Genomic DNA, 25,331 nt, shown 5'->3' with positions numbered 1-25,331 from the left:
ACATGCGCAGCGGAAATATGCAAAACGTTCCCCGGCCAGCCTGTTTTCGAGTTCGATAAGGGCGCGCTGTGTAGATGGGAAGCTGGGAAATCAAGAACTATTTTGCATTCGGACTTATACGCCACGAATGCCGCCTGTCCTTAATATCGGGTCGACGACCATGATATCGATTTGTTCCCGGGCGACTTCGGCTCGTGCCCAGCCGTGTAATGCTCGATGACCAGCGAAAGTGGCTTGCCGAACCTACATGGATATACTAGCCGATAATTTTGTCATATAGCTCCCGTATGGCTGGGATGTGTCGAAGTTCGTCCGCGACTGCAATCACCTTGTCGACCAGTCCGTGCTCGTACAAAGCTCGCAGCAAATCAAGGTAGGCGTCCTCGTAATCGATCGCTGGTACGCCTTTCGCAACCATTGCTTCAAGTGTGGACATCGCAACGAGCGGTTGGCTGGCAGCCACTCTTAGGAGCTCTCCCACGAACTCGTAGTCATGAAAGACATGGCGGACGAAAGGGGCAGCCGCCGCCAAAAGACCTCCGGCACGGTGATCATCCGCGGAAAGGGCCCATGCCAGCAGTCCTAGATTCCCTTTTAGGTGCTGAGCATTCGGAAGCGCAAGATCCACTTTGGGCTCTAGGAACTCCCAGAAGTCGACGATACGGCTCCGTTGAGTATCGGTAAGCTGATCATTACGCTGAGTCCACATAAACCAGACGATATGTCGAAAGGACTCATAGTCGTGTAGCTTCACGAGGGATTGCCAAAACGGCTCTTCTAAATTTTCGTCTCCCAGTAGATATGCGATGCTCATTCTATCAAGGAGTGACTCCCAAGCCTTCCCTAGTTGGCTCCTGATTTTCAGCGCGGCCGTATATATATTCTTATCTTTAAGCAAGGAGTGCAGCCGACTCGAGGCGCGAGCATTGGCGAGCCCGCGAAGTCCCCACCTCAAGCGCCGATCGTCGTCGAGTGGAAAGAGTTGATGAAACCTCGCCTCAACCCAGCCAGGCTCGAGATAGTTGAGTTGCGCAACCGCAGCAGCCAGAAGCGTCACAGCCTCAATCCCCCCATTCTCTAGAGCTACACTCAAATGCTGCATCACCTGTCGAATGAGCTCATCCGGCTGACCTGTACGTTTTGCGTGAAGAATAAGCGCAAGAAGGGCCTCGATGACCTTTCCGCCCGGCGCATTTATGGCTGCATTCATCGCGTCAGATTCTTCGCCAGAATCGTGAAGAGGCTCGAGCCGAGTGAGCAGATCTATCAGCAAATTCGCGGCGTGCGGGAGCGATGCTATGTCCATAGCGTAGTCGTCGTCTTTCACTCCCGCGTCTATCCAGCTAGCAATAAGTCCAGGCAGCCAAGTCGCCTGCGGCTGCAATAGCTCAGCAGCTGCGTCATCTAAATTTATCTCGGCTCCTGCAGAAACTTCTGACGCAAATTGCAAAAGTTCGCTCCACGCGTTCGCATCGAGTGTAGGCGTACGTTCCCTCCTCCCGGCCTCCCAGACTGTGAGGAATCCAGATAGAAAGCCCACCTGATAAGCAGGCTTCGCTTTTAGGAAGTCCGCACGAATCTCGAAGAACGTAACGGGCGACTCAACTACAGCGCCTTCCAGCGCCTTCACAAGCGACCGGACCGTGGGCCCATTCAGATCGACCGTCGGTTTGAAAGCATTGAGCGTCTCGATCAACGAACCACGCTCTGCTAGGGATCGCAGCGCGGCCGGCGAGTAAGGGGGCGGCCCCGCCCCGTGGAACGATTCGAAATAGATGAGCAGCCCCTCATGTGAGTCCTGCGGAGGCGGCGGACCCAGCAGCGCGTTCAAAGTTACGAGTCGTTCTGCTACCAGTCCGTCACCCGAATTCGCCATCGCCAGCAGCCAATACCGCTCGTGGTGCGAACGTGCTGGCACATCGTCCTCCCGCCCTTCTCGCAGAGGGAGGCCGCGTATCAGCTCCAAGACCTTGGTCCTAAGAGCCGGTGGAAAATCTTGGAAGCGATCGCGAATAAGTAGATACAGCTCGTGGCGCCCGCCGCCTACAAACCATTCGATCCGAATCAAGTCAGCGATCCCATCAACCGCTGCGTCCCACCGGACCCGTGCCACGTGCAGTCCGATCCGGAATACCATCTCGCTCTCGCTCGTTAGCATTTCGCTAATCATGTCGGCGACACGGCTAGTAGCCGAGGTGGCAGTGTCGCGGAGCGCGTCAATCAGAGCATCTTTAGCATCGTGCCGGCTCAGATTCTGCGGATTATTTTCGACTGCGGCCCTTACAAGCCAGCTTGCGCTCAAAGGCTGATCTTGGAACAACGAAGCGACTCGCCCGATTAGAATTTCGACGGCGGGTTTCCCACAAACCTCTCCAATCCTTTGGCTATGTGCGCTTAAGATCTCACCAAGCCAATACTCCTCCACCAGAGTCTTTAGGGCACGACCACCAGCATCATCCTCAACAACCTCGAATTCGGTCAAGATCGCGAGGAGTTCGCACAATCGCCGCTTTGATAGCTCGTCTCCTGCATCCAGCAAATTGGGGATCAGTCCTTTTGAAACTTCAGTGGCTACCAGTGAGGAATCGAAAGGTGAACTGAGCCAAGTGCGAACACGGCCGATGTCTTCATCCTGCAAAGCCGACACCGGAAGATGTCCAATAATCTCTGCGCAATCTCGCCAAATCTGATAATTGTCGCGCACACACGACCGCCCCCCTTCTGTCGTTACCCCCCGTACTGCTTCCAGAACTGCACTTGCGAGGCCCTCATCGGCCGTGGCTCTCATTGCGACAGCGGCGAGATAGGGACCCGCGGGCCAAACGCTCAGTTCTTCAGCCCCTTCGCGCAATTTGCCTGAGGGAACAGTTGAAAGTAGCCCTGCTTCGCGTAGGGGTACGAGATACCTCTCAGGCTCTGGCTTCTTGGTCAAAATGCCGAAACCGAACTCCATACGCTCTGGATGGAGCCCATCACCCATCACTGAAACGAACGCTTGCACCGCATTTGCTGACATTTCAGATATCTCCCCCAAGCCGTTGCAGCTGGCGCTCGATCTCGATTTCGGGACGACGTGGCGTAGGTAGCGAATCCGCTAGTCGTTCAAGCACATCAGCTATGGGCGAGTGATCGCCGTTCTCAATTAGGTACGGCATCAGTCCAACACCGAAGCTCTGAAAGTATTCACCCAATAGATCTGCGCGAACCTCTTCGCCGGGTTCAAAAGGCATCAGAATGAAGTGACGAGGTTTTGAATTATGGTCGGTTGTGGGAAGTCCTTTCTGCATGACAAATTCGAGTATTTCGAGCTCAGCGAGCCCATATCCCATAAAAATGACGCATTTATCGCGAAAGAGACTACGTAACAAGAGCTGCAGTCTACCTTCGCCCTCATTTTCAGGCCGATAACTTCTATAGTGCTCTAAATATTGCACAGTGGTGACGATCATGGACGAAGGTTCTGTACAGCGACCATGTAGATGGATGACCGTATTATCCAGCAGAAGCTGCGATGGTGAGAATGTTGAACGATCGAACACCGCAGTGCGCACATTCTCGCGCAAATGGTGATCGCTATCTCTAAGGTCTACGATGCGCTGATCCAGCCAGCGGTCGTAGTTTGTAGTCACGAATGTGGAGGCCATTCGAGAGAGTGCCGCGAGAATTCTCCTTCCTACCAGCGGATAGTCCATGCCTTCGGGATGCAAGATTGAGGTATAGTTCAACCTCAATCCTCTACTACCTTCCCTTTGTGCAATCACTGATAGCGCGGTTCGGGGAGGGAGCTTCGGATTGACCAATACATCATATTCCTCCTGCGTAACAAGCTTACGTTCGAGTGCCTGCTGTGCAGCCCTATCGGCGAACTCTCTCCAGGTTGGTGATCCACAGTTACTAGATATACCACTTCCGATAAACGGCACAAACGAACCAGCTGCGACCGCGGTAACGAGTTCTCTCGGCGTTTTCGGTTGAACAGGTATCGGCACGGGATATCCCTCTGCCGGCGCAGGCGGCGTAAAGGCCGGAACCACATCATAAGCCCCGATGGGCTCTGTGTCGTGTGCAAAATCAGCCGGTAGAAAGCAGGGCGAACATTCTATTCGCAAGCGACTCGAGCTCTCGTAGTTCCACGGCTTCCAGGCACCGCTCTAGCGCGGGAGCCGTGGACTCCAGAGTTGCACCATAGACCTCACGTGGACTCAAGTTGGGATTGCTCAGTACCTCAGCGATGCAGGCTCGAACGTCTTCTATGGGCGCGCCCTCAATGCCCTGCATGCGTTCTGACGTTGCTACGCGAGCCTCGGCTATCCGTCGCTCCAGGATGCCCTGCTGAGTCCAAGCATGATCGGACAACTTTGGTGCCGGCTCTTGATTAGGTCCCTTCTCAAACGACACGCGGACGGGCGCTAGATCGACGCTGGCGGCAAGAAGTGGCTCCAGTTGTTGGAGAGGTATCCTGTCTATGCACGGCAGAAGATCCGCAAACGAGCCGAGCTCGCGCGTAGTCGCGATGAGGCTGTCCACTAGCTCCTTGACCTGATCGAGCGGTGCAACTCGGATGAGATGGGGAAGGCACCTCTGACGTACCTTTCCGGAAGCGGACGCGACCATCTTCGCTGCGTGTTGAACGCCTTTCGAGCCTAGTGGACGACAGAGTTTTGCAAATTGCGCTGAGCCATATTGCTCGAGGCTAGCCTCGGCTGCCATGTTCCAAGCCTCGATGTGAAGTATTTCTCCCTCTTCGCCGCTTACCTGATAACTCATCGCTATGATCGCAAGTGCTGTGCGCCATTCCTCTCGAGGCAGAGTTCTTAGGCGACCTAGGGCTTGCTGCAGTGCGTTCGACCGATCGCCTACCGCAAGGATTGTTGTTGTCACACCCAGAAGCCATGCTGCTACAAGAGGACTGCTTACTTTAACTGCCACCTCGCGGAGCTTCCCAAGCAGTTCGATGGGCAGTCCTTCTGGATGCTCGTCAACGATCTCTAGCAGGATGAAGTCAGCTTTCTCTGCAATTGTCTCTACGAGGAGGGACGCAACGTCCTCGGCCAGTAAAGTCACGATGCGCGCAAGATACGCCGGTGTGGAGGTGTCAGGCTCCGCTTGCATTGAAAGAAGGTCTGCCGAGGTTGTGCTAGGCGGCAATAGCCCCACTTTCAATAAGAGCAGGTACGCGTTCCGCTTCTCTCGCAGATTCTTCCAGTCTCGGGAGGAGAAGCGAAAGAGCCATTCATCGCGCAGTAGAGGTTCGTACGGTGCAACATGCGCAAGAATGCGTGCGTGACGTTCCCCTGACGTACTCTCGCCATAGGCAACGAGCCGCGCTCGCAGCGCCGCCGATGCGTACGGCGCGACGGCAAGTAGTGAGGTGTCTTCAAGAACCTGCGCTGTTGAGATCAGTACGTAAAGCTTGTCTTCGATGATCTGTCGATCACGTGGGCTTGCGTAAGGCTGAAGCCAGCCCAGTGACCACGTCGTAAGGAGGCCGGACGTCAGCTCAATATGAGCAAGGCCGTCTTCCATGGCCCACGCACCCTCGGCAACCAGCCTCGCGGCCAAGGGCGGAGCAACCTTTCCTGCTTCGCTTACGAGCGACGAGCGCGCGATCCCGGCACTGACTATCGCAGCGATGGGTGGTAGCACGCTAGCGGACGATGATGCACTGATCTCTGCTGATGCGTAGAAGAGAGATCGGTCCAAGGTTTCCGTAAAGATTGTTCGCAGGCCCTGTGCACGCATCCTATTGCGCCATAAGTGCTGTCCGTTTCGCGATTCTCTTACGAGAGCATGGAGAACGTTGATGCGACCAGCTTTTTCGGCGTGCCAGATAAGATTCCTGTCTACATAGCGAAGTGGCGGTGCGTCTGACCACAAGCGATCAAGACCATCGCCGCAGCGATCTAGAAAGCCAGTGTGCATCTCGCTGAGCGATCGCTCTTCGTAAGCGATGTCCCTAACATAGTCGCGGATGATGTCATGGAGATACCAAGCCTCGTTGGCTCCATGGGAGTCGGTTAAAACCAGCGCCTTCCTTACAAGTACACGAAGATCGCAGGCCGCGTTATTCGGCGACGACATGCCTGTAATAAGAGCAGCTTCTTCTTTTGTAAAATATGTATCGTCTCGGACAATGGCAAGAGCAAGAAACGTTGCCCGAACGAGCGGCGACAGCGTTCGGACTGAAAGGTCGAAGCATGCGCGAAGACTTTGTAGTCTTCGCAATTCGAGATCAGATGTCTTGCATTCCCCCAAATCTCCGTCAAGAACGACTAGCTTCGAGTCAGCTGCCTCGAGTGCTTCGATGAGTTCAGCAAATGTCATGCCCTCGCGAACTTGCGACGCACCAAGTCGCAAAGCTAGTGGAAGATCGCCTACGCGCTCAGCGAAAAGAGTCGCATTAGCAGTATCAAAAGCCGCCTGCTGTGCAATCACACTTTGAACGAGGTTCAACGACTCGCTGCGCTCCATAGGACCTACTGAGATGACTTCAGCACCGATTTCGCTGCACAGCCTAAGATCACGCGTGGTGAATAGAAGACAGGAATCCCCTGATCCGGGCACAAAAAGCTCTACGTCCGCGCGCCTCCAGACGTCGTCAATAACAACGAGGCAGCTCCGCGAAGCCAGAGCGTCCCGAAGTCTCGCAGATGCTGCCATGGACTCACTTTGCGCCGCCGGAAGACCAAGCGAAGTAAGCATCGCATTAATGATTGGGACGGCATCTCCACTGTATCCCAAGACCCCCCATAGAATGCCGTCGGTAAAGGCTGCCGCGACCTCGCTGCTATGGGTCATGGCCGCTGCTAACTGAGTTTTACCTATGCCACCCATGCCGTGAAGTGCCACACTTCGTGTGGCGCGCGACGTGATAGCGGTTATTCCGGTGATTAGCGCTACAGGGCGATGCACGAAGAACGCGTCCGTTGCGGGTTGCATGGAGGCGACTCGGCCTGCGCGTGCCATTTCGTCCTCTACAATCGTCACAGCTTCCGCGCGCGTAATCTCAACTCGGTTTCGAAGTGACACGTAGAGCGCGTTTCTAGCTGCGTCACGGGCAGCATCCCTCACACCGAACCTGCGCAGGAGCAGATCGGCGAGCGGCTCGAAAGACCAGACGCCAGCATCGAAATGCCCCTTTGGGACGTCAAAGGAAACGCGAGTCGAGAGTTTCCTGACCAGTTCATACAGCGCATCCGGAGGAAGAGCTCTTAATGTTTGATCTTTGGCTGCTATAAGTTTGGTGATACGTGAGAGGTCGGCTGGGGTTGACTCTCCGGCATGAAGGCGTCTGACCGAATCGTCCAAGCGTCCCATCCTCGCAACATACTCGAATCTCACGCAATCACATTTTGCGTCGAGGAGATCTAGCGCGAAACCCGTAAGAGTATCAGCGAGGGATACGAGCGTGATTGTCGAGATTGCAGAACTCTTAGCCTGCGTATGTAGATCCCAGCCGTCAATGAGTCTCAAATCGAGGTCCTGCGAGCCTTCCCATCTTAGTGCCTGGATTCCGCTAGATTGGTCGAGCATCTGGCATAGCTTAAAAAGCGCATAAGTACGCTGATACTCAGCTCCGTCCTGCGCAACTGAGCCGCCACTCCGACGTCGCGTGTTGAGTACTTCCCCTGAGACATGCCAATCGATCATGATCTTTTCGTTTATGGCCGACTTATAAAGTTGCGGAGATCTATGCTATTAGTCCGGTCAAGCGTAAGCTTCACTCCGACATACACGATGAGAAACAATTCCAGAACAACGATCAACTTCTCAAGATACGCCGAGTGCGAACGCTGCCATAAGATACACCATCTATTCGTCATTAAGATTGACGAGTGGATGCTCTGGGCTCGGCTGTAGGGTCTATTCTTCGCCTGGTTCGTGACGACGCGCAGTCTTAAGTATGTCAGCCCGTAGCGCGGTTGCAAGCTTGATCACCCGGTCCACCTCATTGAGAGCGGGTTCGCCCTCACGTAAGCGGTCGGAGAATTCAGACAAGATTCCGGTAAAGGACTCGAGCATGCTCGTCACACGTACGTGGTCATACGCTTCTTTGTATGAGCTCGCCTCATCAAATGCCAGATGAATGTACTGCTCTAATGACGAAGTACTTTTATGGCCAGTCCACTCCATTATCTTCTGCTTCAGCGTTTCCGCACTAAGAAAGAGCTGCCTAAACTTATCGGTATTTTCGATTCTGTGACGTTCGATAAGGGTGACAAACAACTTCGTTATGAATCTGTGCCTAAACATGTGAGGGCAGGCGGCGTTGCGTATTCCTGCTTTTTTCGCTAGAAATCTGATTTCTTGAGTTATAGTGCCTGGGCGAAGAGGTTCACCGGTCCTTCCATTGACAAGAAATACACCGTGATCCCGTCCTTTTAAGATCCGTCGAACAACTGTCCTGCGATGCACGTCGGCATATTCGAGTAGCGTCATGGCATCCGCTCGACATATCGGTACATATCGGTAATCTTCCTTGCCTCCGGATCTTTTTAGGGTTAGCGTCCTTAACATAGGTTCTTCCATAGATGCTGCCCGCCGTACGGAATCGACGGTAACCTCTGAAACTTCGCCACGACGCTGCCCGGTGATCTCCAGTAGCTTCAGCATCACTCTCCGCCTAGCTCTCTGGTGAGAGGTGCGCGAGAATCTGTGTATGGCGTCTCGCAGGCACTGAATGTCCGCGCTCTTGATAGGTAGTCTTCGATGCAACCGGTCGGGTGTTGGAAATGCAGCATGTCGCCAGCCTTGAGCAGAACGCCCGTAGGTTTTTTTATATTCGGGGCCCTGGCATTCACGGCGGCTATACGCTCTGTATACGACAATTCGTCCTTTCGGGCCTACGAATGAAGAATCGCCAAAGTGAGCGGCCACACTTATTAGTAGTGCAATACAGCTGCGCCCAATCGCAATCGTGGAGTTTGCGTCGCGCGCTTTTTCATCCGATCGTCTATACTTCTTTTCCGCAATTAGCTCTGCAATGAACTGTGAGAACTGGTTGTTTGTTAATTCTATGAAGTCAATCCCTAAGCGCCAGCAAAAGCGCACTAGGTGACTTGTGTGTGCCGCAGCCGTCGCAATTGATCCGCCTCTGTTTCTTCTCGAAAGACCTCTCTCGAAGAGCTCACGCAAGTACCGGTTAGCACAGTGGCACCAGCTTCCGTCAGGCCAATGCATAACTGGCAGGTTATCCGCTTCAGTACCATGCAATAGGCCTGCTCCGTCGATGAATTGAGGCATCTCAAATCCACGCGGAGTGAGTGAATAAAGTTGAGTCCGATCTGCTTTCATCGCTTGTACCCAATCGTTACTCCTGAATTGCTTCTACGATTACGTATAGCGGACAGCGTGGCGTCAATTTCTCTTTGCTCTTTGTTACATATGGTGAGCAACTTGTCACCGGCAGCGTTAGCGTAGCGACGCGCTTGAGCACAACGGATATCATATGCGCGCTGAAGGAGCAGTAGATCCTCTCTAAGTAGAGACAGCTCTCGCTCTGCCTCACGAAGGCGCTCCTCGAATCTAATAGTGCCGGATAATTTAGCTTTTCTCTCTTTTACACTCAGGGAATCAATAGCTTTCTTGGCGTTGCGCCTAAAGTTATCTACTACTTTGTAGTCTGACAATGCAAGAGCAGCAATTTTTTTCTGATGGTTAAGTGACATCCCTAGAATTGTGGGCTCACACGATGAGTATGAAGCGAGAGAAGACTGAGAACGCAGCGCGGCTCTCACCTCAGCTCTATCAGAGTAAGATTCTGGCCTAGCCACAATGTCTGCCAATAGCGCACGGAGCGCTATTACGCTTGCTATGTCTGCCTTTCTCTTTAAGTCAGTCATTATGTTTTAGTCGGCTTAACTAGCACGGCGATCTGGTAGCTCTGTCCCGCGTCAAGAAAGACGGGCTCTATTGCAACTTCCCCAGCATGAATTAGGTCTTCTATATGCAGAGCGAGAACGTCGGAATTGAGTAAGTTGAAATCTCTCGTCCCAAACTGCGCCTCGATAAGGTCGGCGAAGCGTTGCTCCTCGATTCTTCCCTCCTTGAGATTGGTCGCTGCCCATTCCGCTTTGACGCCGCGTAAGACCTCTCCAGGTACGGACTCAGTGATGTAGTGCCATAGATGCTCGTTGTTAGTGTGGCCAAGATGATATCTGAGCGCATCGACCCCACCAAATCCGGCCCCCCAGAAAAACAGAAGGCAGAAGAATCTACGAAGCTGATGTGTTCGGAGGTAGAATCGCTGCTCAAGTTCGTTCGTGGGCGTTTCCACGTAGTCGCAAAAATAGTCGATTGCTTCGTTGTAGCGCATCGGTATGAGCTTTCCCAACGCGACTTTTCCTCGCTGAGCTGGGCTCGCGAAGAGGTTTGTTCTTGCTTCAATTATACCGTTGCTGACCAAACGGTCCTGCATACGCTCAACTAATCCCAGTAGTGTTGCGACCACAGGAGGGATGGCGCGATGTACTCTTTGTCTGCGGCCCGCCACCCCTGACTTCCGAAGATCGAAAATCATCGAGGTTCGGCTGTAATCTAGACATCGTCCGCTGATCAGATCATTCAGCTCACCTTGACGGCGTGCAGTGAGTGTTGCAACTGCCACTTGTATTGCGCCATACAGCACCAGCAGTAGCTCGTGAAGGCCATGATTATTCCGTAGTGCTTGAAAGTACTGCTGACCGGACAGTTTCTTCGGAGAATATCTCATGACGCCGCTTCCTGCGTAGCATGGTTCGATTGTCCAAGACCTTACGCCGAATTCTACTGTCTGAGTTGCTAACTGGGATGAGATACCGAACTTTTCTGCAAAGACGTTAATCGAGAGTCTTGCATCCCGGGCAGCTATCGCTATGTTTACGAAACTTTCGAGTAGATGTTCGCCGTGCTTTATACAGAACTCAAGCGCATTACGAAGCGCAAAAAAAACGACGTCCTGCCTAAGAGTTCGAAACCGGCCGGTCGACTCCGTATTAATCGAACTTGCTAGATTTTGAAGAGCAACCCTTGGAACAGTAGATATCGGAAGCCCACTTTCGCGCAACGTTTCGAGCGACAATAACGTCGCACAGTAGGTTCTAACTCTCTTTGGAGTGAGACAGTTGTGCGGATCGTCTGTTATGGGAGCTCTGGCACGCTCGAAGTGAACTCGGTAGCCGGGCACTAGACCGAGCTCGGGGATAGTTGTCCAACCGGTCTTCCCTCCAAGGGTATTCCTGTATATTTCCGACGTAATTCTTGCAAAATCTGGGACGTATTGAAATCCCGCTTGCGTCCCCCTTCTTTGACTGTACCGAGCATTCAACCACAGCCATACTCTAGCTTGTATAATTTCCACTTCGGTAAGATCTGTTACCCTTTCCTGTATATCAGGGATGTCTCTTCCTAGAAACTGGTGCCTCTCGAGAGCGTTCGCTATGTCTATAGCATCTATTGCTACCATGTTTGCGCGCAGGTATTCAGCGATACGGAAATTCCATCTGTAGACGGAGTAGGTGCTCCATGGATGGGAGAGAATTTGAGCTAGTGACGAGCAATATTCGCTTTCGGAGAGGCATTCGAGACCTGACTCTGTTATACCGAGCCTGTCCGCATTAATCAAAAAATAGTCAATGCAGTCGAGTGCGACGTGAAGGCGGCGATGTTGAGTTGTGGCACTCAGCGCAATTCCGCCTGTTGTGTCGACGTGCGTCTGTAAGATCAGGAGCGACTTGAAGACCTCTAGTACGCGCGAATGATATGGTGACGTTAGGAGTCTTCGCGAATGCCCAACAGGCACCCGCCAATCAATGACCGTCCTGCAGTCAGTTTCTATTATCCATATGTCCGCTTCGAACGGTACTCGTAACCAGCTTGCTTTCCGGTACCTCGGCCCCGCCCCTTGAATATGAGGCAACAGGAACGCCAGTTCTTTCGGCAGCGAGAGTGGATCACGCATATATTAGGTGCTCCACCTTCTTCCCATCTGCATTTGCCGATGCATACGTGAGCATGTCTTTGAGTTCGGGCTTCTCTTCGTCCGTCTCAATGAATTCAATTAGATGGTCGCAGAACGCGGCCCACCGGATTGCGCGGTCGTCTACTTCGCGTCTAGCGTCCTTCACTACAGAATTCATACTAACTAGAATTGTCAAGATTTCCTGGTCCAATCCGATAACTAACTTTGTTTGTGGAAGTGCGTCCGCGGACTTATAGGCTGGCAAGTATTCTGGTTGGCTGAGATGTTTCGGGATGCTTCGAAGCGCGTGGTGCTCTAGGAAGAGATCTAATTCTTCCATGGTGTTGAACCCGCTAGCTTGATGTAAAACTTCTGAGTCGCGCATCACTTCAACGATTATTCCGATCTGAAAAATGCGGACCCAGCGGTCCACGAAGAACTCCTGAATAGGACGTGGAAGGTAGCTATCTAGAAGCTCGGGCTTGCACTCTTCATGGCCCAAGGTTTTTGAAAATTCTTCTAAGGACCCTGACTTGATATATACAAGAACTGCTGCACTCGCACGCAGCCCTCGAAGGCTGAATCTCTTGGCGATCTCGTAGGCTCGGTATGGTTCTATTTCGGCGCATTGCGTAAGTCTCCCGCACAGCCAGAGGGCAGAACGGTTCGCGGTACTGCTGGCGCACCAGAATTTCGGTGTTGAGCCCATGGAAGGGGTCGCTAGAAATAGTCGGCGCCAAGTTGGGGATTTGGCGGCTTTTATTTGATAGCGCAGTGGTTGGGTTAAATCGATCACCTGTCGTACGACTTCTGTGGTCTCATCGTCTAATTTTATTACTTGTTCGGCGGTCCTTCCCCCCTTCCTTGATTTTACGCCCACCAGGTAGTGCCCGGCGTCGGTCTCAACTAAACCGGTTTTCTGGTCATTCCTATCATATATCTCCAGCCTCTCCAGAAAGGACGGGGTTATCTGCGGATGCTTGGCGATAAGTACCGCGGCGTGCGCAAGAAGTAGGTTTGGCGTCGGAATTCCTAGGTCCCACGCGGTCTCGTCAAGCGGCGAAGGATAGTACGCAGATGCTGTCGGTTTTTTCTGTCCGATTACTAGTCCCCGCGACTCGAAAGTAGCTGCAGCATGCGCCAACCAAGTAGGACAGTTTTTTGTCAGGCGCCAGTCGAGTCCAGAGTTCTTCCCGGACGGCCCTGGGTGGCTTACGATTCCCTCAGGCGATAAAGCAAGACGATTGTTGCGTCTTGCCCACGCGTCCTGAACTTCTTTACGCGCCCATCTGACGATGGCATCGAAATCGGATTGAATCTCTCTGAATAGGAGCTCTTTGGCTTCACTATCGGGTACGTAGAGGGGGACGTCTGTCAGGAGAGTACGGCGCACCTGTAGACCTTCCGACGTTTCTATAACACGCGTTTGGTCGCCTTTTACAGCCGGTGCTTTCGGCCGCGGGATTGGCCTTCCGAGCTCGGCCCAGATCTGACCGATCACACATTGGTCGAGGAAATGCGCGAATTTTGACCAGCTTCGGGTTGCCGAGTAAAGCTGTTTATGATTCTCGTGCTTTTCGTGCACCGCCGCTACACAGAAGCGCTCTAGGAATTCAGAGAGCCAGTGTCTATCTTGAAAGCTTTCCGCACTTATTTCCCCTTGGTAATCGCCGATGTATCTTGCGATATCGTTCACGTAGGGAATACTCGTGCTCAGTCCGGTCAGGACGTGTGCTTCGCATGCCAGGAAAAAATTGGTAGTAAATTCCTTTCCTACACGGTCGTACAATGGGTAGAGCCGGAAAACGATTTCTTTTCCGAGCTTATTTTTCGCGGTCCAGCCGCGCCAGTACTCTACGCGTTCGGTTATCGACGCGTTCGTGACATTCGTTACTAGGGTGTTTATTTGTTCCGTCGGCCCTCCATTGAATGGAAACTTTAGGGAATCAAGACTTGCGTCACCGAGCGTTTTGAGTAGCGTGACGCACCGACGGTGGAGGTTGTATGCGGTGTCCGCTGTGATCGTGCCTTGTGAACCCTTGACATGGAGGACAGCCGAGAACTGCATCCAGACCGTCCGCCATTTGTCTGTACCAATGTCTTCGAGGCCCAGCGATCGGCCGGTGATCTGCAGAAAGCTCTCTAGGCGGATCAGCAAGGCGTCACCACAACCCACCCAGCGAGGCATCCCAGCTCGCAAGGCCTCCGCAAGTTCGTCGCTCATGGCGCGATGGCGGTAGCCCGAAAAGCAAAGCGTTTGATTGACAATTGTCATGGCAAGAAGAAGCAAGGCATTTCGGATATCGTACTGATTTCAAAGGCATTTGTGTCTTTTGATAGTACTGTTCCGAGTACTAAACGAGCGGTACCTCGATCGTCGGCCTGCCCGAAACCGCCGTGCGCGAGGCGCGCGACCGCGTGCGCGCGGCCATCCTCAACACCGCCTTCGAGTATCCGCAGCGAAAAGTGACGGTGAATCTCGGTCCAGCCGACCTTCCCAAGGACGGTGGCCGCTTCGACCTGCCGATCGCGCTCGGCATCCTCGCCGCGAACGGCGGCCTGCCGCGCGAGGCGCTCGAGCAGCGCGAGTTCCTCGGCGAGCTTGCTCTTTCCGGCGAACTGCGGCCCGTGCACGGCGTGCTGCCGGCGGTCGTGCGCGCGACGCGGGCCGGGCGCTCGGTGGTCGTGCCGCGCGCCAACGCTGCCGAGGCCGCGCTCGTCGCCGATGCCGACGTGCGCAGTGCCGACAACCTGCTCGAGGTCTGTGCCCACCTGTGCGGGCGCATCGAACTGCCGCGCGCCGAACCCGTGGCTGCCGCGCCGACGCCCGCGGGCGAGCCCGATCTCGCCGAAGTGCGCGGCCAGACGCATGCGCGGCGCGCGCTCGAGATCGCCGCGGCCGGCGCGCACAATCTGCTGTTCGTCGGCCCTCCCGGCACCGGCAAGACCATGCTCGCCTCGCGCCTGCCCGGCATCCTGCCTCCGCTCGCCGAGCACGAGGCGCTCGAACTCGCGACCGTGCGATCGGTCGCCGGACTCGGCAACGAGGCCCACGAATGGACGCGCCGCGCGTTCCGTGCCCCGCACCACACGGCTTCCGCGGTCGCACTCGTCGGGGGCGGTTCGGTGCCTCGCCCCGGCGAGGTCTCGCTGGCCCACCACGGCGTGCTGTTCCTCGACGAGCTGCCCGAGTTCGACCGACGTGTGCTCGAGGTGCTGCGCGAACCGATCGAATCCGGGCGCATCCTGATCTCGCGCGCGGCGCGCCATGCCGAGTTTCCGGCGCGCTTCCAGCTCGTCGCGGCGATGAATCCCTGCCCGTGCGGGTACGCGGGCGACGCCGAAGGCCGCTGCCGCTGCACGCCCGACCAGGTCGCGCGCTACCGCGGGCGCATCTCGGGGCCGTTGCTCGACCGCATCGACCTCAAGCTCGAGGTGCCGCGCGTGGATCCGGTCGAACTGCGCACGAGTGCCGCGGGGGAATCCTCGGCGACCGTGCGGGAACGCGTGAGCGCCGCGAGGGAGCGCGCGCTCGCGCGTGCCGGCAAGCCCAATGCCTGGCTCGGCAACCGCGAGACCGAGCGCGACGGCGTGCTCGAGGCGTCCGAGCAGGCCTTCCTCGACCGCGCGATCGAACGCCTGCGCCTGTCCGCACGCGCCTACCATCGCGTGCTGCGCGTCGCGCGCACGATCGCCGACCTCGCCGCGAGCGCGCGCATCGAGGCCGTGCATCTTTCGGAAGCGATCCAGTACCGGCGCCTCGATCCATCGTGAACGCGCGTGGCGCGGCGCTACAATGCCGGCCCGCTGCCCGCCCGTGCGCCCTTGTCCTCGACCGCCGCCCCGTCTCCGATCTCCGTCTACGGGGCGACTCGCCGCCTCGTCGAGCATGCCGTCGAGCTCGGCGGCAAGGGGATCGACTGCGCGCTCGCGATGGTCGTCGACACCTCCGGTGCGTGCTATCGCGGGCGCGGCGCGATGGCGCTGCTCGACACCGACGGCGTGCGCGAAGGTGCGCTGACGGCGGACCTGCAGCAGGCCTCCCTGCTCACGGCTGCGCGTGACGTTCTCGCGAACGGGCGCGCGATCGAACTGCCGCTGGTCGCCGCAGCGGCGAGCCGAACACTACTCGAGGCGAGCGGACGCGCCGCACTCGCGAGCGCACGCACGTTCGTGCTGCGCCTGCCTGCGGCAGGCTCCCCATTGCGGGAAGCGCTCGCAACGGCGGCCGAGGCGAGTGCCTGGCTGCGCCTGCGCCTCGACACCGGCGCCGACGATGCCGGGCGCACCGGACTCGGTCGCGGCGAGGCACGCATCGGTTCGCGCATGTTCGCGTTCGATGCGCGAGGCGACGCCCTCGCCGTGTCGATGCCGTTCACACGCCACGTCGGCCTCGCGCTCGCACCGCCACCGCGGCTGCTGCTGACCGGCGCCGCACCCGAGACCGCGACGCTCGCGCGCCTCGCGCGCCTGCTCGGCTGGTACGTCGACCTCGTCGAGCACCGCGTCGAAAGCCTGCCCGAGGCGATCACGCGCAACGTCGATCGCGTCCACGCGATCGTGCCCGAAGGCCTGCCGCGCCTGCTCAGCGAGCGCCACTTCGACGCGACGGTCGCCTGCAGCCACGATTTCACGATCGACCTGCAGCACCTGCGCCACCTCGCGGGTGCCGGCATCGGCTACGTCGGCCTGCTCGGCTCGCCGGACCTGCGCGACGCGATGCTGTCGGAGCTCGGCGACATCGTCGCGACCCAGCTCGAGCCGCGCCTGTACGCACCGGCCGGTCTGCGCCTCGGCGGCGAAGGCCCCGAGGCGACCGCGCTCGCGATCATCGCGCAGCTGCAGCACTACCTCGCCTATGACGCACTCGCCTGACGGAGACGCGCCGCGGCACGGCGTGATCGTGCTCGCGGCGGGGTCCTCGTCGCGCCTCGGCCGACCCAAACAGCTCGTCATGCTCGATGGCGAACCGCTCGTGCGTCGCGTCGTGCGGTTCGCGCTAGAGACCTCGCCCCTGGATGCCGTCGTCGTGACCGGCGCACCCGTGGAAGGCCTTGACGAGGCGCTGCACAGGCTTGCCGCGCGTCACGTGCGCTGCGACGACCACGCACAAGGGATGTCGGCTTCGCTGCGCACCGGCCTCGCCGCGCTCACAGCCGACTGTGCAGCCGCACTCGTCGTGCTGACCGACCAACCCGCGCTCGACGCGGCGCACCTCGAAGCGCTCGTCTCGACGTGGCGGGCTCGCCCGGAGCACGCCGTGGCGAGCGGCTACGCCGACACGCTCGGCGTTCCGGCCGTGTTGCCACGCGCATGGTTCACCGGGCTAGCGACGCTGCAAGGCGACCGTGGCGCGCGCGATCTGCTGCGGGCGCGACGTGCCGAAGTCGAGATCGTCGCCGCGCCTGCGCTCGCTGCGGATCTCGACACGACGGGCGATCTCGCGCGCTGGAGTGGCCGCGCGGACTAGCCGCGCACGAGGTGTGGTGCTGGGCGGGCCATCACGGCCGTCCAGGTATCGACTTCGCACGATGGCGGAATCCGCTGCGCGGGTTCCTCCCTACGAAAGCGGCGGCGCATCGAGCTCATGGGTAGGGCGCAACCGCCGCAGGCGATTCCGCCGTGCGGGCGACGCCGTCACCGATCGCATCACGCGCGCAGCAAGAGCTTCGTCGCCCCGGCGCAGGCCGGGGCCCAGTGTCCTTTCGGTTGATAGTCGCCCTTGGAGCGAAACCCGGAGTACATATCTGTAAGCGCGTGTCGCTGCACGTAACCATACACAGGCAGGCGCTGGGCCCCGGCCTGCGCCGGGGCGACGTTTCATAAGGATCGGCGTTCCGAAATGATGCGTGGTGCAATCACGGGTAGGGCGGAACCGCCGCAGGCGATTCCGCCGTGCGAGGGTGCCGTCGCCACGACGGCCGACGTGCCTTCGTCTCAGCCCGTCCCGCCATGCGGCCACACGCTGCACAGCGGATCGAACTCGACTTCGGTGACCATCTCGCCGCGCCAGCCGAAGCCGCACACGGCGACGACGCCCTCGAGCATCGGGTCGAGACCGAACGTCGCCTCGATGTCGCGTTCGTTGACGGCGGCCGTGATGAACGCGGCGAGACCTCGTTCGGCCGCGGCGAGGTACATCGCCTGCGAGAGATGCCCGGCATCGAGGATGACCGCACGCCAGGCCTTGGCGTGGTTGCGGTACTTCCAGAACGTGCGACGGAAGCGGCTCGCGAGCACGACGACGACGTGCGCGTCCATGAAATGACGCTGGCCCGCGACGAGTCGCAGCGCGAGGGCCGCCGTCTCGTCGCCCGGCACGGCGCCGAGCGGCTCGAGGGCGTGGTCGACCGGGTGATAGTGGTACAGGCCGGGGGCGACGCCTTCGACGTTCTGCACGAGCAGGTAGGCTTCGGTCGGATGCAGGCCGCCGGCCGACGGCACCGCGCGCTTCATCACCGCGATGCCGGGCTGATCGCTCACGGCCCGTGCGCCGAACGCGCGGAACAGCGTCGCCTCGAGGTCGGCACGCGACAGCGGGCGCGCGCGGTCGTAGTTGCGGCAGGTGACGCGCTGACGGATCAGGGCTTCGAGAGGCGTGTCCTCGGGGCGTTCGAGCGCGATACGGTCGGCGGCCTCGACGCGTTCGCGCACGAGCGGTTCGGGTGGGCCGAGGCGCTGCAGGAACGGCCGGTCGGTCTCGCGACCGAAACGACGCTCGGCTTCGAGCGTGTCGACATCGCCCCAGCGCGTATGGCGGTGCGTGGTCGCGGCGATGCCACGCCAATGGCTCGCGCGCACGTCGTCGTCGCGACGGCGTATGCCGCTTGACGCCTCGTCGTCACCGACGAGCAGGCCGTTCGCCAGCAACCCCTCCAGCAGGCCACGACCGTGACGCGCGGCGAGATCCTCGAAAGGCGTCCACTGCTCGACCGGCACCTCGCCGAGCACCGCCACCTCGTCCGCGTCGAGCACGAACTCGTCGTCGAGGTGCGCCGCAAGTGCGACCCACTCGCGTACACCGTCCAGCCCGGTGCCTCCCTGCAGCAGCCTGGCGAGATCGAAGGCGAGGCGCTCGCGCGGTTCGACGACGACGGCGGCGCAACGACGGACCTGCATGGGCTGGCTTTCCGGTGATGGAGTTCTGCTAGCCTACGTAGCGCCGAAGGGGGGCGGCAAGTCGCTGCGGCATCGTGGCCGGGCACTCCCCTGTGAACACCAGCGCCCATCGCGTCGTCGACGGACGACGCGCTCCATCACTTCCAGGGGAGTCATCATGAGCACCACTCGCCTTCCTCGCGAGCACGAACTCCAGTTGCTGCACAAACTGTCCACCGATGACGACTACAGGGCCCAGTTCGCGAGCGACCCCGTCCAGTCGCTGCGCGACATCGGCGTGAGCGACGAGCATCTGGCTTCCGCCGGGCTTTCGACGCTGCAGCCCGGGGAGCTCGCGGACAAGTCGACCATCGCGGCAACGCATGCGCAGCTCGATGCCGGAGCGGTCACCGATACCTGCTGCATGGTGTTCCCGTTCCTGCGCCTCGACTACGGTACCGGCGGCGGATCCGCGGACTGAAGCGCTTCGACGCGACGGCGCAGCACAGGATCATCGGCGTACTTCGGCCATGCCGCACGAAACGCGTCGAGGGCGGTTTTCATGCGCGCCGTATGGCCTGCCTCGCGGGACAGCTCCGCTTCCCTGAGGAATGCGAGCGTCGACTGCTCGACGTTCGAAACCGTCAACGCCGAAGGCGGTTCGGCATAGGCTCGCCCGCGATGCGTGGCGAGCCACTGCACTTCCTTGAGTGCCTCGTTCGGACGGCCTGCGGCCGCATACGCGTCCGCCAGGGCGATGTGGGTGACGTAGAGCTCGCTCGCATCGAGCAGCCGCTCCAGTGCGAGCACGGCATCGGGCGCATGACCCGCCGCGAGCGTCGCCCGCGCGCGGGCGACGGCGCGCATCTTCCTGGGAAGGATGGCGCCCTCGGCATCGTCGGAAGGTAGCGCAGCCAGTGCTTCGGCCGCCGCCGCGGGAGCGCCGTCCCGGGAGGCGAGGTAGGCGAGGATCGCGAGGTTCATCTCGATCGATGCCTTGTCGACGTCGTTGGCGGTGGAGCGCAGACGGATGCCCTCTTTCACGGCCGCCGCCAAGGCTTCCCGATGCGCGGTCGCGTCGTCACCGTCGAGGCTGAGGCCGACGACCTCGTAGAAGAGCGACAAGCCGTGCCCGGGCGGAAGTGCCGCACGCGCGTCGGCGATGACCTTGCGTGCATCGCTGCGGCGTTCGGCATCGACGCGGAACGCCGCCTCGAACAGGTTGCGCGTGACGTTGGCGACCGGATTCGCCGTCGCCGCATCGAGTGGCGAGCGCGCGAGCGTGGTGCGTGCGAGCTCGAGCTTGCGCTCCGCAGCGTAGCTGGCCGAGTGGTACTCGGTTCGGACGAAACCCATCGATTCGCCGCTCGTGAAGGACTGGCGTGCCTTCTCGTACTCGCCGCGGCCGGTGCGAAGAATGCCCACGAGATGCAGCGACGGCGTCGGATTGGGATTGCGGTTCGACGCACCGATCTCGGCGATGCCGAGCGTCTTGTCGTCGAAACGGTTGGCATCCTTCCAGCTCACGTACGCGTAACCGCCGCTTCCGGCGAAATAATCGGGATACGACTCCGCGAGAACGGCCCATTTCGGAAGCGCGGCATCGGGAGACTTCAAGGTCAGGATCATGACGTCCGCGTACATCGCATCACGGATCGAAAGGCGGGTGCGGTCGGCAATCGCGGCTTCGAACGCCTGCAAGGCATCCCGTGCGCGGCCGGCGCTGATATAGACCGCGCCGATGCGGATCCACGCCGACAGGAACTGGGGATCGATCTTCAATGCCTGCTGGTGGAACTCGAGCGAGTTGTCGAACTCGCCCTTGACGTAGCTGCGCATGCCGAGCGAGTACGCACGCAAGGCATCGAGGTTGCTCGTCGTCACCTGCTGGAGCGGCTGAGAATCCTGGCTCACCGTGGCCAGCGCCTCGCCGAGCCGCACGCGCAGGCGCTGGTTGACGAGATCGAGCGAGGTCAGCACCGACTCTGCACCGACACCGTCGGCCGACTCGGAATATACGGTCGTTTGCGTATGCGGATCGATGACCTCGGCGGTGATGCGCACGCGGCCACCGACCTCGGCGACCGTCGGCAGGATCAGCGCCTTGACGCCGTCGCGGATCGCGATCTCCGAGCCGATCGCGCGGTCGATGCGCGTCTTGTCCGGATCGCGCTCCATGCGCTTGACCGTGTCGCGCACCTTGAGGTCGGGCAGCACGTTGACGTAGCGCGACTGTTCGAGCGCGATGCGCAGCGCGCTCTCGAGCGCCTCGTCGAACACGGTTTCGCCGGTGAGGTTGTTGAGGTTGCCGACGACCACCCAGTCGCGGTTCGCGAACGCGATCGCCGGCGCGGGCTTCAGGAACGTGTACAGCGGGATCGCGACGAGCAGCGCGAGCACGAGCGCCTCGATCACGACCGTGGCCGGCCGGCGCCAGAACGGGATCTCGCGATGCGCCTTGCCCGACCATGGCGGCGCCTTGAGCGGCGCGGTGCCTTCCTCGCCGACCTCGAACACCGGGATCGGATCCGGAATGCCCTTGAAGCGGTAACGTCCGTAGGTGCGCCAGCGCACGCGCTCGAGCTGCACGCCGAGTTCGCCCTGTGCGCGGTGCGCGAGCGCGTAGGCGATGTTCGACAGCAGCACCTGCCCCGGCAGCGCGAGGTTCATGAGCCGCGACGCGATCGGCTTGACGAGGCCTTCGACCTCGATGGGCTTGGCGCCCTTGGCGATATCCTCGGGCGCGTTGTCCCAGACCACGACGTCGCCGACGTGGATGCCCACGCGCGCCGCGAGCGACGACTGTTCCGCCGCGTTGAGCTGGCGCAGGCCGCGCTGGTAGTCCAGCGCGAACGCGACCGCCTGGATCGGGCGGTCGAACATCATCAGGAAGCCGTCGGTCTTGTCGATCTCGCGGCCACCGTGGCGATCGGCCACCGTGCGCGCCATGCGGTCGTGCTTGCGGATCAGTTCCGCCGCCGCGCGATCGCCGAGCTTCTCGACGAGCGCCGTCGAACCGACGAGATCGCACAGCAGCAGCGTGCGCAGCAGCGCGCTGGTGCCGGCCTCGGGTTCGGCTGGGGCGGGTGACGCGCTCACGACGGGCGAATCCTTCGACATGTCCGACACAACATTTTGCATTGTGCGCCGTCGCGCGACGTGACGCCAATGTGCGGCAAGAACGCCGCGGATCCGGCCGCGGCGCGACATCGACATTGGCACAGCGGACGCTAGACTTCCATTCGCCCCGGTACATCGTCCGGAGGGGCGTCTCGCATCGGGGCGGTCGGACGATGCCAGGGCGAACAGGGGACCACGCCATGACCGACACCACGCTCACCCAGGCGCAGGCCATCGACCTGCTGACCCGCCTCGCCACCAACGACGATTTCCGCGCGCGCTTCGCCGTCAAACCGGCCAAGGCCCTGCTCGACATCGGACTGACCGCCGAGGAGATCATCGATCTCGATCCGTGCTGCCTCAAGCCGGTCACGCTGCTGGGCAAGCCGTTCTATCAGACGGCCGTCGACACGCTCGATCAGGTCGCATTGACCGCGACGATGACGATGGTCATCCCCCAGCTCAGGCTACCGGGCGGCAACTGACGGCTGCGGTGGATCGATTCTCTGCCTGACCGCCAGCATGCGCTCGCGGATCCATTCCGGCATCGCGTCGACCTTCCAGGCGGCCTGAAAGGTCGCCAATGCACGACGGGCTTCATCGATCTTCCCGAGATCGATGGAGCACTCGGCAAGTGCAAGCGTGGCGATGTTCGACTGAGCAACATTGAAGGGAACGAACATCGGGCCACCGGCAACTTCGGTGTAGGCGCGGCCTCGATGTCCGGACAGCCAGCGCGCCTGTTCGCAGGTCCCGCGCGCGTCTTTTGCATCGGACAACGCTTCCATGAGCACCACCCGCGACGCGTAGAGCTCGGTCCCGTCGGCTGCATCCCGCAAGCGTGCGATCGCGGCCGAGCCGTTGTCACTGCGTCGGTCGATCTCCGCCAGTACCAGATCCCGAACCTTGCGCAGTGCGGGATAGTCGTCGTCGCTCGCACGCTCGCTCGCGCTGCCGAGCATGGATCGGGCGACATCCACGCTTCCGTAACGGGCCGCCATCCACGCCCGGAACAGGATGTGCGCATCGACAGCCTTGGGATCGTGGTCGTCGGCCTTGCGAACCTCGTCGATCAGCGCCGGATCAAGCTTGCCGACGAGAGATGCGCGGTCCCCGGGCCGGGTCAGCAGCAACCTCATGACCAGCTGGACATCGCTGTCGACGAGCTTGCCGGTGGAGGATCCGGACGATGGGCCCGCCGCCGCTGCGGCCAGCGACTCCAGCCGCTTCCATTCGCCTCGATCGGCCGCGTACGCGATGTCGAACAGTCGGCCGTCGCGTGGCGACGGCGAAGGAGCCGAGCGTCCCTTGGCAAGAATCCCGTCGATCTCGTCGTAGCGGCGCTGCACGGCATACGCCGTCGCATACAGATGGTTCTGCAGTTTGAGGCCTGCGGCCTCGGACAGCTCGAACTGCTTGAGCGCCTCGGCGTAATCCTCCGTACCCAGCAGCAGCGTACCCAGCAGATAGTGGCCGATGCCCGGTCTCGGGTTGCGATCCACCGCGTTGCGCCGGGTCGCCATCAAGGCCTTGTCGTAGTCGTTGGCGTAGTGCCAGGCGTAGTAGCCGTACGCGCCTTGCGCGCGGAACAGGTCGGGATAGAGCTCGGCAAGGGCACGCCAGTGGAGAAGCGCTTTGCCCGGAGATTCGAAATCACTCAACAGCGCTTCGCCCAACAGCTTGTCGCGCGTGGACAAGCGCTCTGGATTCGCCATTGCGCGCCGCAGTTGTTCCCTGCCTTCGGCTTTCTTGCCCTCGCTGCTGATGAGGCGTGACGCGAGTTCCATGCGGGCCAGCGAGAACTCGGGATCGAGTTCGATCGCCGAACGGTAGAGCTGCAGTCCCGTCGTGAAATCGCCGGTCGCGATGACGGCTTCGGCTTTGGAATACATCCGCAGCGCATCGAGGTTCTTCGTCGCGACCTTCTCGAGTGGCCTGGACTCCTGGGTCACGGTCGCGAGCGCTTCGCCGAGGCGGACACGCAGACGCTGGTTGACGAGATCGAGCGAAGGCAGCACCGACTCCGCGCCGATGCCATCGGCGGACTCCGAGTACACGGTGGTCTGCGTGTGCGGATCGATCACTTCGGCCGTGACGCGCACGCGTCCGCCGACCTCGGCCACCGTCGGCAGGATCAAGGCTTTTGCGCCGTCGCGGATCGCGATCTCCGAGCCTATCGTGCGGTCGATGCGCGTGGTGACGGGATCGCGCTCCATGCGCTTGACCGTGTCGCGTACCTTGAGGTCGGGCAGCACGTTGACGTAGCGCGACTGTTCGAGCGCGATGCGCATCGCGCCTTGCAAGGTGTCGTCGAACACCGGTTCGCGCGTGAGGTTGTTGAGGTTGCCGACGACCACCCAGTCGCGGTCGGCGAATGCGATCGCGGGCTCGGGCTTGAAGATCACGAAGGCAGGGATCGCGACGAACGCGACGAGGGCGACCGCTTCCGCGGCGAGCATCGCGGGCCGGCGCCAGAACGGGATCTCGCGATACGCCTTGCCCGACCACGGCGGCGCCTTGAGCGGCGCGACGCCGTCCTCGCCGACCTCGAACACCGGGATCGGATCCGGAATGCCCTTGAAGCGGTAACGGCCGTAGGTGCGCCAGCGCACGCGTTCCAGCTGCACGCCGAGTTCGCCCTGCGCGCGGTGCGCCAGCGCATGGGCGATGTTCGACAGCAGGATCTGGCCCGGCAGCGCGAGGTTCATGAGCCGCGATGCGACCGGCTTGACGAGGCCTTCGACCTCGACCAGCTTGGCACCCTTCGCCACGTCCTCGGGCGTGTTGTCCCAGACCACGACATCGCCGACGTGGATGCCCACGCGCGCCGCCAGCGACGACTGTTCTGCCGCGTTGAGCTGGCGCAGGCCGCGCTGGTAGTCCAGCGCGAACGCGACCGCCTGGATCGGGCGGTCGAACATCATCAGGAAGCCGTCGGTCTTGTCGATCTCGCGGCCGCCGTGGCGATCTGCCACCGTGCGCGCCATGCGGTCGTGCTTGCGGATCAGTTCCGCCGCCGCGCGATCGCCGAGCTTCTCGACCAGCGCCGTCGAGCCGACGAGGTCGCACAGCAGCAGCGTACGCAGCAGCGCGCTGGCACCGGCTTCGGGCTCGAAATGGGTGGGTGAAGCACTCACGACAAGCGATCCTTCGGCATGTCCGACGCACCATTGTG

General features: G+C 60.0%; 14 protein-coding genes and 1 pseudogene. 5 read left to right on the top strand and 10 right to left on the bottom strand.

Annotated elements, in window-relative coordinates:
* Positions 1-256: 256 nt before the first annotated feature.
* From ACQQ2N_RS06895 to ACQQ2N_RS06865, 7 genes are all read right to left on the bottom strand, one after another.
* The gene (locus tag ACQQ2N_RS06895) at positions 257-3,016 is read right to left on the bottom strand and encodes a hypothetical protein (RefSeq protein ID WP_440224960.1); all 2,760 of its coding nucleotides are present in this window, start codon (positions 3,014-3,016) and stop codon (positions 257-259) included.
* A gap of 1 nt (position 3,017) precedes the next feature.
* The gene (locus ACQQ2N_RS06890) at positions 3,018-3,989 is read right to left on the bottom strand and encodes an SIR2 family protein (protein ID WP_440224959.1); all 972 of its coding nucleotides are present in this window, start codon (positions 3,987-3,989) and stop codon (positions 3,018-3,020) included.
* Positions 3,990-4,071: 82 nt separating this feature from the next.
* Entirely contained in the window at positions 4,072-7,308 is a 3,237-nt protein-coding gene (locus ACQQ2N_RS06885; RefSeq protein ID WP_440224958.1) for an NB-ARC domain-containing protein, read from the bottom strand.
* Positions 7,309-7,863: 555 nt separating this feature from the next.
* Complete coding sequence (locus ACQQ2N_RS06880; protein WP_440225720.1) at positions 7,864-9,180, bottom strand: tyrosine-type recombinase/integrase; 1,317 nt, start codon at positions 9,178-9,180, stop codon at positions 7,864-7,866.
* Between the two features lie 110 nt (positions 9,181-9,290).
* Positions 9,291-9,668 (bottom strand): hypothetical protein, encoded by a 378-nt coding sequence (locus ACQQ2N_RS06875; RefSeq protein WP_440224957.1) that lies wholly within the window; start codon positions 9,666-9,668, stop codon positions 9,291-9,293.
* Positions 9,669-9,841: 173 nt separating this feature from the next.
* Entirely contained in the window at positions 9,842-11,938 is a 2,097-nt protein-coding gene (locus tag ACQQ2N_RS06870; RefSeq protein WP_440224956.1) for a hypothetical protein, read from the bottom strand.
* Positions 11,931-14,162 (bottom strand): hypothetical protein, encoded by a 2,232-nt coding sequence (locus ACQQ2N_RS06865; RefSeq protein ID WP_440224955.1) that lies wholly within the window; start codon positions 14,160-14,162, stop codon positions 11,931-11,933. Before ACQQ2N_RS06865 ends, ACQQ2N_RS06870 begins: the two co-directional genes overlap by 8 nt.
* Before the next feature lie 143 nt (positions 14,163-14,305).
* Here ACQQ2N_RS06865 and ACQQ2N_RS06860 point away from each other — a divergent pair.
* From ACQQ2N_RS06860 to ACQQ2N_RS06850, 3 genes and pseudogenes are all read left to right on the top strand, one after another.
* Positions 14,306-15,712: pseudogene (locus tag ACQQ2N_RS06860) on the top strand (YifB family Mg chelatase-like AAA ATPase); the annotation flags it as partial.
* A 51-nt stretch (positions 15,713-15,763) separates the two neighbouring features.
* Positions 15,764-16,813 (top strand): XdhC family protein, encoded by a 1,050-nt coding sequence (locus ACQQ2N_RS06855; protein ID WP_440224954.1) that lies wholly within the window; start codon positions 15,764-15,766, stop codon positions 16,811-16,813.
* Positions 16,797-17,408, top strand: coding sequence for a nucleotidyltransferase family protein (locus tag ACQQ2N_RS06850; protein WP_440224953.1), 612 nt, complete (start codon positions 16,797-16,799; stop codon positions 17,406-17,408). Before ACQQ2N_RS06855 ends, ACQQ2N_RS06850 begins: the two co-directional genes overlap by 17 nt.
* Before the next feature lie 467 nt (positions 17,409-17,875).
* Here the strand turns inward: ACQQ2N_RS06850 and ACQQ2N_RS06845 are convergent, their stop codons facing one another.
* Positions 17,876-19,057: a putative peptide maturation dehydrogenase gene (locus tag ACQQ2N_RS06845; RefSeq protein WP_440224952.1), complete on the bottom strand. Its 1,182-nt coding sequence runs from the start codon at positions 19,055-19,057 to the stop codon at positions 17,876-17,878.
* Positions 19,058-19,214: 157 nt separating this feature from the next.
* Here ACQQ2N_RS06845 and ACQQ2N_RS06840 point away from each other — a divergent pair, with 157 nt between their 5' ends.
* A complete protein-coding gene (locus tag ACQQ2N_RS06840; RefSeq protein ID WP_440224951.1) occupies positions 19,215-19,517 on the top strand; it encodes an NHLP-related RiPP peptide in 303 nt (100 codons plus the stop codon).
* Here ACQQ2N_RS06840 and ACQQ2N_RS06835 read toward each other — a convergent pair.
* Entirely contained in the window at positions 19,487-22,135 is a 2,649-nt protein-coding gene (locus ACQQ2N_RS06835) for a putative peptide modification system cyclase (RefSeq protein WP_440224950.1), read from the bottom strand. The two genes, ACQQ2N_RS06840 and ACQQ2N_RS06835, sit on opposite strands and share 31 nt — an antisense overlap.
* 221 nt (positions 22,136-22,356) lie before the next feature.
* Here ACQQ2N_RS06835 and ACQQ2N_RS06830 point away from each other — a divergent pair, with 221 nt between their 5' ends.
* Positions 22,357-22,641, top strand: coding sequence for an NHLP-related RiPP peptide (locus ACQQ2N_RS06830; protein ID WP_440224949.1), 285 nt, complete (start codon positions 22,357-22,359; stop codon positions 22,639-22,641).
* Here ACQQ2N_RS06830 and ACQQ2N_RS06825 read toward each other — a convergent pair.
* On the bottom strand, positions 22,624-25,293 hold the full coding sequence (locus ACQQ2N_RS06825) for a putative peptide modification system cyclase (RefSeq protein WP_440224948.1): 2,670 nt from the start codon (positions 25,291-25,293) through the stop codon (positions 22,624-22,626). The genes ACQQ2N_RS06830 and ACQQ2N_RS06825 overlap by 18 nt on opposite strands.
* Positions 25,294-25,331 lie beyond the last annotated feature (38 nt).

The sequence above is a fragment of the Dokdonella aquatica genome (genome assembly GCF_051987395.1).
Classification (GTDB): domain Bacteria; phylum Pseudomonadota; class Gammaproteobacteria; order Xanthomonadales; family Rhodanobacteraceae; genus Dokdonella.
The sequence above is the reverse complement of the archived record's forward strand: the minus strand, read 5'-3'. Positions and strand labels throughout refer to the sequence as shown.